This is a genomic window from Micromonospora sp. ZG13 (assembly GCF_059359355.1).
This window is the reverse complement of the sequence record NZ_JCADBQ010000004.1, coordinates 273,715-289,591: the sequence shown is the minus strand read 5'-3', so window position 1 is coordinate 289,591 and position 15,877 is coordinate 273,715. Positions and strand designations below refer to the sequence as shown.

Below are 15,877 nucleotides of genomic sequence, written 5' to 3'. Positions count from 1 at the left end.
CTCCTCGACCCGGCCGCTCAGCCGGCGGCGGTGGTGTCCCCGGTGCCGCGCTCGCGGCCCATGCTGGCCCGGATCTCGTTCAACCGGGCGGCGGCCGCCGGGTCGGCGGCCGGCGCGGCGGGCTGGGCCTGCTCCACACCCGGTCGTTCCTGTTGGGCGCCGAGCTGCTCGCCGGCCATGCTCGACCGGATCTGCTCCAGCCGGGAGGAGCCGGCCGAGTCCAGGGTCGACTTCTGGATCTCCAGCATGCGGCCCTCGACGGAGTTGCCGGCCAGCTCGGCACGGCCCATCGCCGTGGCGTAGCGCTGCTCGATGCGGTCGCGCACCTCGTCGAGCGAGGGCGTGTTGGCGGGAGCGGTCAGCGACGACATCGACTCCAGCGAGCGGGCCACGCTCTCCTGCATCTTGGCCTGCTCCAGCTGGCTGAGCAGCTTGGTGCGCTCGGCGAGCTTCTGCTGGAGGATCATCGAGTTGTTCTCGACCGCCCGGCGGGCCTGGGCGGCGGCGCCGAGCGCCTGGTCGTGCAGGGTCTTGAGGTCCTCCGTGGCCTGCTCGGCCGAGACCAGCTGGGTGGCCAGGGTCTGCGCGGACTGCTCGTAGCGGCCGGCCTCGGTCTCGTCGCCCCGGGCGCGGGCCTGGTCGGCGAGGACCAGGGCCTGGCGGGCGTTGGCCTGCAGCCGCTCGACCTCGGACATCTGACGGGACAGCTTCATCTCCAGCTGCCGCTGGTTGCCGATCACGGCGGCGGCCTGCTGCACCAGCGCCTGGTGCTGGCGCTGAGCCTCCTCGATGGCCTGCTGGATCTGCACCTTCGGATCGGCGTGCTCGTCGATCCTGGCGCCGAAGAGCGCCATCAGGTACTTCCACCCCTTGACGAACGGGTTCGCCATCTTTGCGTTGTCCCCTCAGTAGCGTCGCTCCGCCTCGACCGCGCCGGATGCTCCCGGCCGGCTCCGGCGCGGCAGTGGCTCCATCGTCCCAGCCGGACGCCACCCGGGCACCCGTACCGGCGAGCGAAGCGAGCGCCGACGCCGTCCGCGATCAAGGGTACGCGGCCCCGTCGAGGCCGACCACGTGGCGCGAGAGCGGAAGGTGGATCAGGCGGCGCAGACCACGTCGCGCTCGCTGCCCCGGACCCGGGAGCTGCGCAGGGTGGCCTTGAGCGGGGAGTCCTGACGGACCTGGACGGCGACCGTGCCGTCCGAGCTGACCTGGTGCACGCCCCGACCCGTGCTCCTGCGCACCGCGACGGGGGCGGCGGGCACGGCCGGCTCGTCCTGCACCGGCACCAGCACGCCGGGCATCTGCTCGGCGAGGGCGACCGTGTCGCTGACCTCGCGCAGCAGCTCCGACAGGCGCGCGCCGAGCGCGTCGCAGATCGCCGCCAGCAGCTCGCTGGAGGGCTCCTTCTGGCCGCGTTCGATCTCGGAGAGGTAGCCGAGGCTCACGTTGGCGGCGGAGGAGACCTCCCGCAGGGTGCGGTGCTGCCCCTGCCGGCGCGCCCGCAGTGCGTCACCGATCACGCGGCGTAGCAGGACCATTCGCACCTCCCCCTGAGGGACACCACTCTTTCACGCGGCCCGTCCGGCGCGTCGAGCCGCACCGGTCGCCGGAGCCTTCCCGCAACCGTACCCGTTGCGGGCCCTCACGACATCCCACCCCGCCCCTCGGATCCGGGGAGAACCGTCACCGGCGACCCGCGCCGGCCGCGTCGGTCCGCCCGCCGTGGGCCCCGGCCGCCCGGGTGTCGGACTCCGCCGCCGCGGCGGCGTCGGTCTCGTGGATCCGCCCGGCGAGCAGCCGCAACGCCTCGACGACCGCGGCCGAGCGGATGTGGTCGCGACCGCCGGCCAGGTCGAGCTGCCGGACCTCGGTGCCGGACGGCCCGGCCACGGCGACGTAGACCAGCCCGACCGGCTTGCCGTCCTGCGGTTCGGGACCGGCCACCCCGGTGGTCGCCAGGCCCCAGTCGGCCCCGCAGCGTCGCCGTCCGCCCTCCGCGAGGGCCACCGCCACGTCCGGGTCGACCGGCCCCCGGTCGGCCAGCAGATCCTCCGGTACGTCGGCGAGCAGCGACTTGAGTTCGGTGGCGTAGACCACCAGGCCGCCCCGGTAGATCCCGCTCACCCCGGCGATCTCGACGATCGAGGCGGCCAGCAGCCCGCCCGTGAGCGACTCGACGGTGGCGAGGGTCTCGTGCCGCTCCGAGAGGCTGTGCACCACGCCGGCCGCCGGGCTTCCGACCGGCCGTACTCCGTCCGCGTCACTGTCCATGTCCCGGATCCTTTCCCCGCCCGGCCCGCCCTACGCATCCTCCCCGACCGGCGCGGGGGTACGCCCCCGGAGCCGTCGACATCCGGGCGTGCGGCGGCTCAGGTGGTGGGGCGGCGGAGCCGGAGGGCCTGGGCGACGTAGTCGAAGCCGGTGACCACCGTGACGCCGACGGCGGCGGCCATGATCCACGGGCCGACGGCGGCGAGCACGGCCGGCATCGGCCACAGGTACCACGTGATGGCCAGGATCTGGAGCGCAGTCTTGATCTTGCCGCCCCGGCTGGCCGCGATCACGCCGTGCCGGATCACCCAGAAGCGCAGCGCGGTGATGCCCAGCTCGCGGGCGAGGATCACGGCGGTCACCCACCAGGGCAGCTGGTCGTACCAGGAGAGCAGCAGCAGCGCCGCCCCGGTGAGGGCCTTGTCCGCGATCGGGTCGGCGACCTTGCCCACCGAGGTGACCAGGGCGAACCGGCGGGCGATCCAGCCGTCCACCAGATCGGTCGCCGATGCGACGACGAAGATCAGGCAGGCGACCATCCGCCAGCCGGCGTGGGTCATCGCCGAGGCGACCACGGACGCCCCGAAGACCGGCACCAGGACGAGGCGCAACGCGGTGAGCGCGTTGGCCGCGTTCAGCACGGGCACGCCCGCCACCACCGGCGCGGGAGTCGAGTCCGTCGCCCCGGTCACCGCCGCGCCCCGCTCCGGCCGCCGTGGCGCACCTGGCACCCCACCACGTGGCTCCCCCGCTCCGTCCGGGCCCGCCGTCACCGTGTTGCGCCGGGCGCAGCCGAGATCATCTCATCCGGGACCGCGACCAGGTCCACCCCTTCGGTGCCCGTGACCGTCGCCCGCACCAGGTCGCCCGGGCGCAGCGCGGCCAGGTCCACCCCGCCGTCCGACGGGGCCACGAGGGTGGTCGAGCCGTCGACCTCGGGGGCCTGGTGGGCCGCCCGCCCCTCGACCACGCCGTCGTCGACCGAGTCGACCAGCACCTCGACCGTGGAACCCAGGCGCTCCTCGGCGCGCTGGGAGCAGAGCTCGTCGGCGAGCGCACTGAGCCTGTCGTAGCGGCGCTTGACCGTGGCGGCGGAGACCTTGCCCGACAGCCCGGCGGCCTCGGTGCCGTCCTCGTCGCTGTAGTCGAAGACCCCGATCGCGTCCAGCCGCGCCTCGGTCAGGAACCGGACCAGCTCCTGGTAGTCGGCGCGGGTCTCGCCGGGGAAGCCGACGATGAAGTTGCTCCGCGCGCCCGCCTCCGGGGCCAGCGCGCGGGCACTCGCCAGCAGCTCCAGGAACCGGTCGGTGGAGCCGAAGCGGCGCATCCGGCGCAGCACCGGCTCGCTCGAGTGCTGGAACGACAGGTCGAAGTAGGGCGCCACGCCGGGCGTGGTGGCGATCGCCTCGACCAGGCCGGGCCGGGTCTCGGCCGGCTGGAGGTAGCTCGCCCGCACCCGGACGATGCCGTCGATCGCGGCGAGCTGGGGCAGCAGCTTCTCCAGCGCCCGGGGGTCGCCCAGGTCCTTGCCGTAGGAGGTGGAGTTCTCGCTGACCAGCACCAGCTCGCGTACGCCGGTCTTGGCCAGCCACTCCGCCTCGGCGAGCAGTTCGTCGGGCGTACGGGAGACGAAGGCGCCGCGGAAGGCGGGGATGGCGCAGAACGCGCAGCGCCGGTCGCAGCCGCTGGCGAGCTTGAGCGAGGCGACCGGGCCGGTGTCGAGCCGGTGGCGCAGCACCTGGCGCAGGTGGGCCGGGGTGTGCTCGTCGGTCTCGGTGACGCCCCGGACCGGGGTGCCGTGACCGGGCAGCGACACCGCGCTGTCGCGCCGCGAGACGGGGGTGAGCGGCAGCAGCTCACGCCGGTCGCGCGGGGTGTGCGCGCCGATCCGCTCGCCGGCGACCACGGCGTCCAGCCGGGCGGCGATGTCCGGGTAGTCGTCGAAGCTCAGCACCGCCTGCGCCTCGGGGAGGCTGTCGGCCAGCTCGCGGCCGTACCGCTCGGCCATGCAGCCGGCGGCGACCACCTTGGCACCGGTGTCGGCGGCGGCCAGCAGGGTCTGGATGGAGTCCTGCTTCGCCTTCTCCACGAAACCGCACGTGTTGACGACCACCACGTCGGCGCCCTCGCCGTCGGTGGTCACCTGCCAGCCGTCGGCGTGCAGCCGGGCGGCCAGCTCCTCCGAGTCGACCTCGTTGCGGGCGCAGCCCAGGGTCAGCAGGGCGACCCGACGGCCGTCGGACGACGACTCCACGTCGTGGCGCGGCGTCGCCGGAGCCGTTGAGCCGGAGTCGTTGGACGACGACTCCAGGCCGCGGCGCGGCTCCAGACGCGCCGAGCTGGAGTTGTCGGAGGAGGAGGTGGCAGACACCATCCGAGGGTACCGGGCCGGCGGGCGGCGACCGTCAACGGCGGGCCGCCGCATCGACCGCCTCACACTCCCCCGCCGTCACGGCCGGCTCAGCCCACCGCCGCGCCGACCCGGACCAGCCGGTCGAGCAGGAAGACCTCCGTGCCGGCCAGGCCGGTCGAGCAGAAGACCGAGACCTGGTCCGCGTCGGTCCGGCCGGGGACCGCGCCGGCCAGCACCGCGCCCAGGTCGCGCAACCGCCCGGCGTACGCGGGCAGCGCCGCCAGCATCGGCGGGTCGTACGCGGCCGCCTGCGCGGGCGAGTCGGTCACCAGCAGGTCGGCGGCGTCCAGCAGGTCGGCGCCGAACTCGTGCCGGTCGACCTGCTTGAAGCCGACCGCGTTGACGTGGGTGCCGGGGGCCAGGTCGGCGGCGTCGAGCACCGGGGTGACGGCGGTGGTGGCGAGCACCACGACGTCGCGGTCGCGGACGGCGGCGCGGGCCGACTCCACCGCCCGCGCCGGCACGCCCAGCTCGGCGCGGACCCGGGCGGCGAACGCCTCCCGCCGGGCGACGGAGCGGCTGTGCACGGTGACCTCGCGCAGCGGGCGGACGGCTGCGGCGGCCCAGAGCTGGGTCCACGCCTGCCCGCCCGAGCCGATCACGCCCAGGGTGGCGGCGTCCGGTCGGGCCAGGGCGTCCACGGCCACCCCGCCGAGCCCGCCGGTACGCCGGGAGCCCAGCTCCTCGCCGACCGCCACCGCCCGGACCGCCCCGGTACGCCCGTCGTGCAGCACCACCACCTGCTCGCTCCCCGGGTGCCCGAACGTGTCGTACGAGCGGTAGCCGTACCACTCGCCGGTGAGGTGCCCCGCGGTGAGCACCATCCGTCCCCCGCCCAGCGGCGCGGCGGCCCGGGGCGGGGCCACCAGGCGGCCGGCGTACGCGGCGAGCACGGCGTCGCGCATCGCGGCCACCGTGGTGGGTGCGTCCAGCGCGGCGGCGACGTCGGAGTCGGCGAAGAGCAGCGGCATGATCCGATACTGCAAGTTGAAGCGAGGTTCACGTCAAGTCGTGGTGGCCCGGCTCACCCGGGCCGCCGCCCGGCCGGTGCTAACGTCGGACGTGGCGGCCACGGTCGCCCCGGACGAGTGGTGGGCGTACCCGGTCAGGCCAAGACGCCCCGCGTGTGTGTACCGACCCACTCGTCCCGGCCCGACGGTCCGGGCGCCGACGCAGAGGTGATTCCCCATGGCCTGGATCGTGCTGGTGATCTCCGGACTTCTCGAGACCGCGTGGGCGATCGCCCTCGACCGCAGCGCCGGCTTCACGCGGCTCGTCCCGTCGCTGGTCTTCGGGGTGACCCTGGTGCTCAGCATGGCCGGGCTGGCGTACGCGCTGCGCGAGATCCCGGTCGGCACCGGCTACGTCGTGTGGGTCGGCATCGGGGCGGTCGGCACCGCCCTGGTCGGCATGCTCGCGCTGAACGAGCCGGCCAGCCTGCCCCGGATCGCCTGCCTGCTGCTGGTGGTCGCCGGCGTCGTCGGCCTGAAGATCTTCCACTGACCGGCCTCTTCCGGGGCGAGGCGTGACGGAAGGCCACAGTGGGTAGAGCTGTGCCTGGCACCGGAAAGGCTCTCACCCACGGAGGCAGACAATGGCCAACATGCACTCGACCGCCCGCCCGCGCACCAACGCCGCCCGCATCTGCACGATCCTGGGCTTCGTGTTCGCGGTCCTCGCGCTCCTGCTCAACCCGCTCGTCTTCGGCGTGATCGGGCTGGTCCTGGGCATCGTCGGCGCCGTGCTCGGCGACAAGCCGCTCGGCTGGTACGCCGCCGCCGCCAACGTGGCCGCCATCGTCATCAGCCTGCTGATCATCAACGCGCTCGTCAACAACTGACCCCCGCTCCCCCGGGCGAAGACCGGGCCCGCCGGCGTGCCGGCGGGCCCGTCGCCTGTGCGCCCTGTGGGGCGGTTGCCGGGCTCAGCCTCCGGCCGGTGACGACCGGGAACGCCCCCGCGCCAGCAGCGGCCGGCCGGTCCTAGTCCTCGCCGCCGCGCAGCCCGACCAGGACCTCCTCCAGCTCGTCCGGCTTGACCAGCACGTCACGGGCCTTGGACCCCTCCGACGGGCCGACCACGCCCCGGGTCTCCATGAGGTCCATCAGCCGCCCGGCCTTGGCGAAGCCGACCCGCAGCTTGCGCTGGAGCATCGAGGTCGAGCCGAACTGCGAGGTGACCACCAGCTCGACCGCCTGCACCAGCAGGTCGAGGTCGTCGCCGATCTCCTCGTCGATCTTCTTCTTGCCGGCGTCCGGCGCGACGAGCACGTCCGGGCGGAACTCCGGCTCGCGCTGGTCCTTGCAGAACTTCACCACGTCGGCGATCTCGCGCTCGGTCACCCAGGCGCCCTGGATGCGGATCGGCTTCGAGGCGCCCATCGGCAGGAAGAGGCCGTCGCCGCGGCCCAGCAGCTTCTCCGCGCCCGGCTGGTCGAGGATGACCCGCGAGTCGGCGAGCGAGGAGGTGGCGAACGCCAGCCGCGACGGCACGTTCGCCTTGATCAGGCCGGTGACCACGTCGACCGACGGGCGCTGGGTGGCCAGCACCAGGTGGATGCCGGCCGCGCGGGCGAGCTGGGTGATCCGGACGACCGAGTCCTCCACGTCGCGGGGGGCGACCATCATCAGGTCCGCCAGCTCGTCCACGATCACCAGCAGGTACGGGTACGGGCGCATCTCCCGCTCGCTGCCCGGCGGCGCCTTGATCTCGCCGTTGCGGACCTTGCGGTTGAAGTCGTCGATGTGCCGGACCCCGTTGGCGGCGAGGTCGTCGTAGCGCATGTCCATCTCGCGCACGACCCACTCCAGCGAGTCCGCCGCCTTCTTGGCGTTGGTCACGATGGGGGTGACCAGGTGCGGGATGCCCTCGTAGCCGGTCATCTCGACCCGCTTCGGGTCGATCAGCAGCAGCCGCACCTCGTCCGGCGTGGCCCGGGTGAGGATGGACACCAGCAGCGAGTTCAGGCAGGACGACTTGCCCGCACCCGTCGCGCCGGCGATCAGGATGTGCGGCATCTTGGCGAGGTTGGCCACCACGTAGCCACCCTCGATGTCCTTGCCGAGCGCCACCACCATCGGGTGGTGGTCGCTGGTGGCGGCCCGCGAGCGCAGCACGTCGCCGAGCGCCACGTTCTCCGGGTCGGTGTTCGGGATCTCCACCCCGACCGCGCTCTTGCCCGGGATCGGGCTGAGGATCCGCACGTCGGGCGACTTCACCGCGTACGCGATGTTGCGGGAGAGCTGGGTGATGCGCTCGACCTTGACGCCCGGACCGAGCTCCACCTCGTAGCGGGTGACGGTCGGCCCGCGGGTGAAGCCGGTGACGGCGGCGTCCACGCCGAACTGCTCGAAGACGCCGGTGAGCGCGACGATGACCTCGTCGTTGGCCTTGCTCCGGGACTTCGGGGCCGCGCCGCTGCCGAGCATGTTGGCCGGCGGCAGCGTGTAGTCGCCCGACAGCCCGGTCAGCGCGAGCTGCTCGGCCCGGGTCGGGGCGGGCGAGTGCTCCGGCGGCTCGGCCGGCTTGCGGGTGGCCGGGACCCGGCCCGGGGGCTTGCGGGGCAGCACCAGGGTCTCCTGGAGGTCCACCCCGTCGAGGTCCTCGTCGAACTCCGCCGGGTCGAGCGGCGGTGGGGCGGCTCGCTTCGCCGGACGCTTACGGCGCGCGGGCTTGGCGGGCGCCTCGTCGGTCTCCTCCGGCCCGACGGGCGGGGCGATCCGGGTGCCGAACAGCAGACCGAGCCGCTCGGGCACCTTGTTGATGGGGGTCGCGGTGACCACCAGCAGGCCGAAGACCAACAGCAGGATCAGCAGCGGCACGGCCACCCAGGCGGTGACCGCCCGCTCCATGAGGCTGCCGACGCCGGCGCCGACCAGGCCGCCGGCGAAGTCGCGCTGGCCCGCGTCGGCCGGTTCCTGTCCGATGTGCAGCATCGCGGCGGTGGCGACCAGCATGGACGTCCAGCCGACCAGCCCCCGGCCGCGGTGCTCGGGATCGACGGGCTCGCGCATCAGCCGCCAGGCGCCGATCATCAGCAGCACCGGCACCACGACCGAGATCGCCCCGAGGAAGAGCCGGACGGTGTCGGCCAGCCGCGCGCCGACCGGACCGGCGCCGGAGAACCAGAGGGCCACCGCGCTGAGCAGGGCGAGGCCGAAGACCAGCAGGCCCGCGCCGTCACGACGCTGCTCCGGGTCGAGCCCCCGGGCGGAGCCGGCCTGCCGGAACGCCCAGCCGACGCCGTGCGCCATCCCCATCCACAGTGCGCGGACCGCCTGCCCGACGATCGGGCCCGGGCCGGGCCGGGCCGCCGGCCGCCGCCGGGGCGCCGCCCGGCCGGCCTTCTTCGCCGGCTGACGGGCACGACTGTTCGTGGTGCCACGCGGCGACGCGCCGCGCCGCCGGCTCGCCTGAGAGGTACGGCCCGCCATAGCATCAACCTAATGGCGTGACCCGGCAGAACGCCGCCTTTCCGGGTCGTGTCCGCGTGTCGCAGCGCGGGCCCGCCGCGTCACGTGATATCTGCCTCAGAAGGGATGCCCCCATGCCGTCGCCGGAGACCGAGGACGGCCGGGACGGCCCCCTGACCGGACACCCGGGGGCGCTGGAGCCGCTGACCGGCGAGCTGATCGCCGCCGTGCTGCGCAGCCGGGGATACCACGTCGGGGCCGACGCCGACGGCGACCTGGTCGGCCGCTGGGACGACAGCCTGATCTGGTTCCTGCGCCCCGGCACCGCCGGGGAGCTGCTCCAGGTCCGCACCCTGACCGCGCCGACGTTCCCCATCGAGTACGTACCGGCGCTGCACGCCTTCTGCAACGCGTGGAACCACGACCGGCTCTGGCCGAAGGCGTTCGTGCACGTCGAGGACGACGGGCGGGCCCGAATCTGCGGCGAGGTCATCACCGACCTGGAGCGCGGCGTCACCGCGCACCAGCTCGACCAACTGCTCGACTGCGGCATCGCCACCGGCTGCCAGCTCGCCACCGAGGTGGCCCGGCTGCCCGGCGGGGTGGTGGCGTGACGGGTCAGGGCGGGGGCCTGGCCGGCCGCGGCCTCGACCCGTTCGGACTGCCCGGCTGGTGGAGCGGGCTGCGGCGCGGGGGCCGGCGGCCCGACCCCGCGCTGGCCGGCGCGCTCGCCGACGCCCGCGACACCCCAGACGGCGAGGCCCGCAGCACCGAGCTGGAGCGGATCGCCGCGCACGCCGACGCCACGGGCGACGACCGGACGGCGCTCGCGGCCCGGTTCGCGTTGATCGAGGCGTACCTCCTGCACGGGGAGCGGTGGCGGCTGGTCGAGCCGCTGCGCCGCTGCCTCGCCACCGCCCAGCGTCACCCCGAGCTGCTGGCCGGCGACCAGGCCGAGCTGCTGCGGCGCCACCGGCGCTACGCGGTCGAGGCCCTGCTCGGCTCGCCACGGGTCGGGCTGGACCAGGCCCGGGCCATGTTGGACGACCTCGCCGCGTGTGCCGCCGACGACCCGGCGGTCGTCGCCGAGCTGCGCTGCCGCATCGCCGACCACCTCGGCGACGAGCCGACCGCCCGGCGGTGCTACGAGCGCTGGGCGGCCGGGGATCCGGGACCGGTCGGCGGCTGCCCGGACTGCGCGGCGGCCCGGCGGGCGGACCTGCTCGCCGGGTGGGGCGACCATCCGGCCGCGCTGGCCGCCCTGGGGGACGTCGCCGACGGCGCGGACGGCTGCACCGAGCAACCGGAGCGGGCGCTGGCCGCCGGAATGCTGTCCTGGCTGCGGGTCGGCCAGCCGGAGCGGGCGGCCGAGGCGCACGTGCGGGCGTACCGGCGCCACCGGCGGGAGCGGGCCGCCTTCCCGCTGCTCGCCGCGCACCTGCGGTGGTGCGCGCTGGCCGGGCACCCCGCCCGGGGGCTCGACGTCCTCGCCGAGCAGTTGCCCCGGCTGGACCAGCCGCACGACGACCTGTCGGCGATGGAGTTCGCCGCCGCCGGGGCGCTGGTCTGCGCCCTCGCCGTGCAGGCGGGGCTCGGCGGCCGGACGGTGCACCGCCCCGCGTACGGGGTGCGGCCGGCCGCCGACCTGGACGTGGCCACGCTGGGCGCGACCCTGCTGGGCGTGGCCACCGCGCTGGCCGGCAGCTTCGACGCCCGCAACGGCACCGGCCACCAGTCCGGCCGGATCGCGTCCTGGCTGGCCGAGCGGCCGGCCGCCGCGCCGGTGCCCCTGCCGTCCGACGACGGCCCCGACGACGTCGACGACCCGGCCGAGGAGGCCCCGCCGCCGGACGACGAGCCCCGCCCGCTGAGCGTGGCGATGATCACCGCCGCCCTCGACCGACGCGGGGACCGCTACGAAGTGGACGACCGCGGCGGCGTGACGGGCCGGTGGGGCGAGGCGCTGATCCAGTTCCGGCGCGGCGGCGAGCGGGGCGAGATCCTCCAGGCCCGGTCCGTGGCGAGCCGCCGGCTGCCGGCCGACCGGCTCGCGGAGGCGTACGCCTTCTGCAACGCCTGGAACCACGACCGGCTGCTGCCGAAGGCGTACGTGCACGAGCAGGACGGCGAGCTGATGCTGGCCGGCCACGTCGCCACCGACCTGGCGCACGGGGTGGCCCCCGCCCAGCTCGCGGTCCTGCTCGACGCGGCCGTGCAGACCTGCGTCGCGTACGCCGACGCGGTGGCCGCCCTCCCCTGACCGGCCGGCGGCCCACGGGTGGTGTCCGAAACCCGCCGGACGATCTCCTCGCGCCCTGGTGGACTGGTGCCCATGACGACGACGCACCAGCAGCACGCCGCCCAGCTCCTGCACTCCCTGCACCGCCCCGGCACCCCGCTCGTCCTGCCCAACGCCTGGGACGTGGCCAGCGCCCGGATCGTGGCCGACTGCGGCGCGGCGGCGGTCGCCACGACCAGCGCCGGCGTCGCGTGGAGCCTGGGCGCCCGGGACGGCGACGAACTGGACCGGGAGCACGCCCTGGCGGTGGTGGCCCGCGTCGCCGCCGCCGTCACCGTCCCCGTCACTGCGGACATCGAGAGCGGGTACGCCGCCGACCCGGCCGGGGTCGCCCGCACCGTGGCCGGCGTGCTGGCCGCCGGCGCGGTCGGCGTGAACATCGAGGACGCCCCCGCGGCCGGGACGTCGGCGCTACGGCCGGTCGACGAACAGTGCGCCCGGATCCGGGCGGCCCGGGACGCCGCCGACGAGGCGGGGGTGCGGCTCTTCGTCAACGCCCGCACCGACGTCTACCTGCGGGCGGTGGGCGACCCGGCGGACCGGTTGGCGGAGGCGCTGCGCCGGGCGGAGGCGTACCGGGCGGCGGGCGCGGACGGGGTCTTCGTGCCGGGCGTCGTCGACGCCGAGACCATCGGCGCGCTGGTCGCCGGGATCGACGGGCCGGTCAACGTGCTCACCGGGCCGGGTGGGCTGCCCGTCGCCACGCTGGCCGCGCTGGGGGTGGCCCGGGTCAGCCTCGGCTCGGCCGTCGCCGGGGCGGCGTACGGGCTGGTCCGGCGGGCCGCCGAGGAGGCGCTGCGCTCCGGGTCGTACGACTCGCTTGCCGGCGCGATCAGCTACGGCGAGCTGAACGCGCTGCTGGCCTGATCGGCGGAGGCCGGTCCTGTGCCCCCACGACGACGCCCGCCGGCACACGGGGTGCGGGCGGGCGTCGTCGGCGCGGGTCAGACCTCGACGACGGTGGGAACGATCATGGGTCGACGCCGGTACGCGTCGTTCACCCACCGCCCCACGGTGCGCCGGACGATCTGCTGGAGCTGGTGCGGGTCGGTGATGCCGTCGGAGGCCGCGCGGTTCAGGGCCTCGGTGACCAGCGGGATCACCGGGCTGAACGCCTCCGGGTCCTCCGAGAAGCCCTTCGCCGAGAGCGTCGGGCCACCCACCACCTTGCCGGTCACCGAGTCGACCACCACCGTGGTGGCGATGAACCCGCCGTCGCCGAGGATCCGGCGCTCGGTGAGCAGCGACTCGCTGACGTCGCCGACGGCGAGGCCGTCGACGTAGACGTAGCGGCTCTTCACGTGCCCGACCAGGCTGGCCCGGCCCTCGACGAGGTCGACGACGTCGCCGTCCTCGCAGAGCACCACCCGGTCGGGGGCGACGCCGGACTCGATGCCGAGCCGGGCGTGCGCGCGCAGGTGCCGCCACTCGCCGTGCACCGGCATCAGGTTGCTGGGACGGACCACGTTGAGCAGGTAGAGCAGCTCGCCGGCGGGCGCGTGGCCGGAGACGTGCACCTTGGCCACGTCCTTGTGCACCACCACGGCGCCGGCCCGGGCCAACCGGTTGATCACCCGGTAGACCGAGGTCTCGTTGCCGGGCACCAGCGACGAGGCCAGCACCACCGTGTCGCCGGGGGCGATGGTGATGTGCCGGTGGTCGCCGCTGGCCATCCGGCCCAGGGCGCTCATCGGCTCGCCCTGCGAGCCGGTGGACATCAGCACGATCTGCTCGGGCGGCATGTTCGTCGCCTCTTCCAGCCCGACGACCAGCCCGGCCGGGATGTTGAGCAGCCCCAGGTCGCGGGCGATGCCCATGTTGCGGACCATGGAGCGGCCGATGAGGGCGACCTTGCGGCCGTGCTCGGCGGCGGAGTCGAAGACCTGCTGCACCCGGTGCACGTGCGAGGCGAACGACGCGACGATGATCCGTCCCTTGGCCTTCGCGAAGATCGAGTCGAGCACCGGCCCGATCTCCCGCTCGGGGGTGACGAAGCCGGGGATCTCCGCGTTGGTGGAGTCCGAGAGCAGCAGGTCCACGCCCTCGGCGCCGAGCCGGGCGAACCCGGCCAGGTCGGTGATCCGGCCGTCCAGCGGGAGCTGGTCCATCTTGAAGTCGCCGGTGTGCAGCACCAGGCCGGCGGGCGTACGGATGGCCACCGCGAGCGCGTCGGGGATCGAGTGGTTGACCGCGAAGAACTCGCACTCGAACGGACCGAGCCGCTCCCGGCCCCCCTCCCGCACGGTCAGCGTGTAGGGCTGGATCCGCCGCTCGGCCAGCTTCGCCTCGACCAGGGCGAGGGTGAACTGGGAGCCGACCAGCGGGATGTCGGGCTTGTGCGCGAGCAGGTACGGCACCGCGCCGATGTGGTCCTCGTGGCCGTGGGTCAGCACGATCGCCTGGACGTCGTCGAGCCGGTCCAGGATCGGACCGAAGTCGGGCAGGATCAGGTCGACCCCGGGCTGCTCCACGTCGGGGAAGAGCACCCCGCAGTCGACCACCAGCAGCTTGCCGTCGTACTCGAAGACGGTCATGTTGCGACCGATGGCGCCGAGCCCGCCGAGCGGGATGATCCGCAGCCCACCCTCCGGCAGCGGCGGGGGCAGTTCCGTCTCGAAGTGCGCCTCGGTCACGCGTCCACCTCATTCTGGGACGCCGTCACTCGGCGTCCGTCGTGTCGTTCGGTCATTCGGGCAGTTCCAGGCCCGCCGCCGCGCTGTCGGCGCGGAGCTGGGCGATCTCGTCGTCGGTCGCGTCCACCAGCGGCGAACGCACCGGTCCGGCGGGCTTGCCGGCGGCCGCCAGGCCCGCCTTCACCAGGATCACGCCCTGGGTACGGAAGATGCCGGTGTACAGCGGCAGCAGCCGCCGGTGCAGGCTCAGCGCGGTGGCGGTGTCCCCCGCGTCGTACGCCTCGATCATCTGCTTGGTGAGCGCGCCGGTGAAGTGGGTCGAGGTGCCGACCACGCCGACGCCGCCCACGGCCAGCGCGGGCAGGGTGAGCGAGTCCTCGCCGCTGTAGAAGGCGAGGTTCGTCCGGCTGGTCACCCAGCTCGTGGCGGTCAGGTCGCCCTTGGCGTCCTTGACCGCGACGACCCGGGGGTGCTCGGCCAGGCGCACCATCGTCTCGGTGGCGATCGGCACGCCCGCCCGGTGCGGGATGTCGTAGAGCATCACAGGCAGGCCGGTGGCGTCCGCGACGGCGGTGAAGTGCCGCAGCAGGCCGCTCTGCGGCGGCTTGTTGTAGTAGGGGGTGACCACGAGCAGGCCGTGGGCGCCGGCCTTCTCGGCGGCCACGGAGAGCTCGATGGTGTGCCGGGTGTCGTTGGTGCCGACCCCGGCCACGACCTTGGCGCGGTCACCGACGGCCTCCACGACGGTCCGGATGAGCTGTTCCTTCTCCGCCTCGGTGGTGGTCGGCGACTCGCCGGTGGTGCCGTTGACCACCAGCGCGTCGTTGCCCTGCTCGTCGACCAGGTAGCTGGCGAGCTGCGCGGCGCCGTCGAGGTCGAGCGAGCCGTCGGCGGTGAACGGGGTCACCATGGCCGTGAGCACTCGCCCGAAGGGGCGGGACACCGCCCGGGCGGGCGTGTCAGGGTGGTCGTGCGTCATGCCACCAACCTAGCGGACGACCACCGGCGCCCCGCCGGGGAAGGCCTCAGGACAGCTCGGCGTGCGGGCTCGCCGCGACCTCGGTGCCGTCGGGCAGAGCCGAGATGACGAAGTCGGCGAAGACGTTCGGGGCGACGCCCTGGAGCTGCCGCAGGCACTCCACCGCCAGCTCACGGATCTCCACGTCGGCGTGCTCCGTCGCACGCATGGCGATGAAGTGCCGCCAGGCCCGGTAGTTGCCGGTGACCACGATGCGGGTCTCGGTGGCGTTGGGCAGCACGGCGCGGGCCGCCTGGCGGGCCTGCTTGCGCCGCAGCGTGGCGTTCTCCACGTCGGCGAAGCGCCGCTCCAGCCCCTCCAACAGCTCGTTGTACGCGCGCACGCTCGCCTCGGCGGCCTCCACGAACCTCTTGTGCAGCTCCGGATCGTCGGCGATCACCGAGGGCTCGACCATGGCGGCGTCGCGCTCCGGCACGTACCGCTGCGAGAGCTGCGAGTACGAGAAGTGCCGGTGCCGGATCAGCTCGTGGGTGAAGGAGCGGGACACCCCGCTGAAGTAGAAGCTGACCGAGCCGTGCTCCAGCACGCTCAGGTGCCCCACCTCGAGGATGTGCGCGAGGTAGCCGGCGTTGGTGGCGGTGGCGGGGTTGGGCTTCTTCCAGCTCTGGTAGCAGGCCCGGCCGGCGAACTCCGCGAGCGCCTGGCCGCCCTCGGCGTCGGTCGACCACGGCACCTCGTCGGGGGCCTCGAAGTGGGTCCACGCGATGAGCTTGACCTGGGGCTGCACCATCTCCGGCATTCCTCGGACTGTAGCGGCGGCGCCCCGGGCCGCCCAAGCCAGGCTCGCCGGGTGCAATGTCGGTCACC

At 74.4% G+C, this 15,877-nt stretch carries 15 protein-coding genes and 1 riboswitch; of the genes, 5 read left to right on the top strand and 10 right to left on the bottom strand.

Features of this window, described 5'->3' with window-relative positions:
* Nucleotides 1-17 precede the first annotated feature (17 nt).
* The 6 genes from AC5L34_RS11800 to AC5L34_RS11775 all read right to left on the bottom strand — a co-directional run bounded on the left by AC5L34_RS11800 (nt 18) and on the right by AC5L34_RS11775 (nt 5,658).
* Nucleotides 18-890 (bottom strand): PspA/IM30 family protein, encoded by an 873-nt coding sequence (locus tag AC5L34_RS11800; RefSeq protein ID WP_441175291.1) that lies wholly within the window; start codon nt 888-890, stop codon nt 18-20.
* 207 nt (nt 891-1,097) lie between these two features.
* Nucleotides 1,098-1,541, bottom strand: a complete 444-nt coding sequence (locus AC5L34_RS11795; RefSeq protein WP_089001461.1) for a helix-turn-helix domain-containing protein — start codon at nt 1,539-1,541, stop codon at nt 1,098-1,100.
* 145 nt (nt 1,542-1,686) lie between these two features.
* Nucleotides 1,687-2,274: a CinA family protein gene (locus tag AC5L34_RS11790; protein ID WP_441175292.1), complete on the bottom strand. Its 588-nt coding sequence runs from the start codon at nt 2,272-2,274 to the stop codon at nt 1,687-1,689.
* Nucleotides 2,275-2,372: 98 nt separating this feature from the next.
* Entirely contained in the window at nt 2,373-2,966 is a 594-nt protein-coding gene (pgsA, locus tag AC5L34_RS11785; RefSeq protein WP_441175293.1) for a CDP-diacylglycerol--glycerol-3-phosphate 3-phosphatidyltransferase, read from the bottom strand.
* Nucleotides 2,967-3,043: 77 nt separating this feature from the next.
* Nucleotides 3,044-4,528: a 30S ribosomal protein S12 methylthiotransferase RimO gene (rimO, locus tag AC5L34_RS11780; protein ID WP_494825008.1), complete on the bottom strand. Its 1,485-nt coding sequence runs from the start codon at nt 4,526-4,528 to the stop codon at nt 3,044-3,046.
* 206 nt (nt 4,529-4,734) lie between these two features.
* On the bottom strand, nt 4,735-5,658 hold the full coding sequence (locus tag AC5L34_RS11775; RefSeq protein WP_441175294.1) for an ornithine cyclodeaminase family protein: 924 nt from the start codon (nt 5,656-5,658) through the stop codon (nt 4,735-4,737).
* An 89-nt stretch (nt 5,659-5,747) separates the two neighbouring features.
* Nucleotides 5,748-5,812: riboswitch (guanidine-III (ykkC-III) riboswitch) on the top strand.
* Between the two features lie 63 nt (nt 5,813-5,875).
* Between AC5L34_RS11775 and AC5L34_RS11770 the strand changes: the two genes are divergently transcribed.
* Nucleotides 5,876-6,190 (top strand): DMT family transporter, encoded by a 315-nt coding sequence (locus tag AC5L34_RS11770; protein WP_101414654.1) that lies wholly within the window; start codon nt 5,876-5,878, stop codon nt 6,188-6,190.
* Nucleotides 6,191-6,281: 91 nt separating this feature from the next.
* Complete coding sequence (locus tag AC5L34_RS11765) at nt 6,282-6,527, top strand: hypothetical protein (protein ID WP_121396024.1); 246 nt, start codon at nt 6,282-6,284, stop codon at nt 6,525-6,527.
* 142 nt (nt 6,528-6,669) lie between these two features.
* On the opposite strand, the gene AC5L34_RS11760 is transcribed toward AC5L34_RS11765, so the two are convergent.
* Nucleotides 6,670-9,120, bottom strand: a complete 2,451-nt coding sequence (locus AC5L34_RS11760) for an FtsK/SpoIIIE family DNA translocase (RefSeq protein ID WP_441175295.1) — start codon at nt 9,118-9,120, stop codon at nt 6,670-6,672.
* A gap of 113 nt (nt 9,121-9,233) precedes the next feature.
* Here AC5L34_RS11760 and AC5L34_RS11755 point away from each other — a divergent pair, with 113 nt between their 5' ends.
* The 3 genes from AC5L34_RS11755 to AC5L34_RS11745 all read left to right on the top strand — a co-directional run bounded on the left by AC5L34_RS11755 (nt 9,234) and on the right by AC5L34_RS11745 (nt 12,265).
* Nucleotides 9,234-9,713, top strand: coding sequence for a type III secretion system chaperone family protein (locus tag AC5L34_RS11755; RefSeq protein ID WP_089001469.1), 480 nt, complete (start codon nt 9,234-9,236; stop codon nt 9,711-9,713).
* The gene (locus AC5L34_RS11750; RefSeq protein ID WP_494824832.1) at nt 9,710-11,359 is read left to right on the top strand and encodes a YbjN domain-containing protein; all 1,650 of its coding nucleotides are present in this window, start codon (nt 9,710-9,712) and stop codon (nt 11,357-11,359) included. The genes AC5L34_RS11755 and AC5L34_RS11750 overlap by 4 nt, the downstream gene beginning before the upstream one ends.
* A gap of 72 nt (nt 11,360-11,431) precedes the next feature.
* A complete protein-coding gene (locus AC5L34_RS11745) occupies nt 11,432-12,265 on the top strand; it encodes an isocitrate lyase/PEP mutase family protein (protein ID WP_441175297.1) in 834 nt (277 codons plus the stop codon).
* A 77-nt stretch (nt 12,266-12,342) separates the two neighbouring features.
* Here the strand turns inward: AC5L34_RS11745 and AC5L34_RS11740 are convergent, their stop codons facing one another.
* The 3 genes from AC5L34_RS11740 to thyX are packed head-to-tail and all read right to left on the bottom strand — an operon-like array spanning nt 12,343 to nt 15,800.
* Nucleotides 12,343-14,031 (bottom strand): ribonuclease J, encoded by a 1,689-nt coding sequence (locus AC5L34_RS11740; RefSeq protein WP_089001472.1) that lies wholly within the window; start codon nt 14,029-14,031, stop codon nt 12,343-12,345.
* A gap of 52 nt (nt 14,032-14,083) precedes the next feature.
* Nucleotides 14,084-15,010 carry a 4-hydroxy-tetrahydrodipicolinate synthase gene (gene dapA, locus AC5L34_RS11735; RefSeq protein ID WP_441175298.1) on the bottom strand — a complete coding sequence of 309 codons (927 nt, stop codon included), beginning with the start codon at nt 15,008-15,010 and terminating at the stop codon, nt 14,084-14,086.
* 46 nt (nt 15,011-15,056) lie between these two features.
* Nucleotides 15,057-15,800: an FAD-dependent thymidylate synthase gene (thyX, locus tag AC5L34_RS11730; protein ID WP_494825006.1), complete on the bottom strand. Its 744-nt coding sequence runs from the start codon at nt 15,798-15,800 to the stop codon at nt 15,057-15,059.
* Nucleotides 15,801-15,877 lie beyond the last annotated feature (77 nt).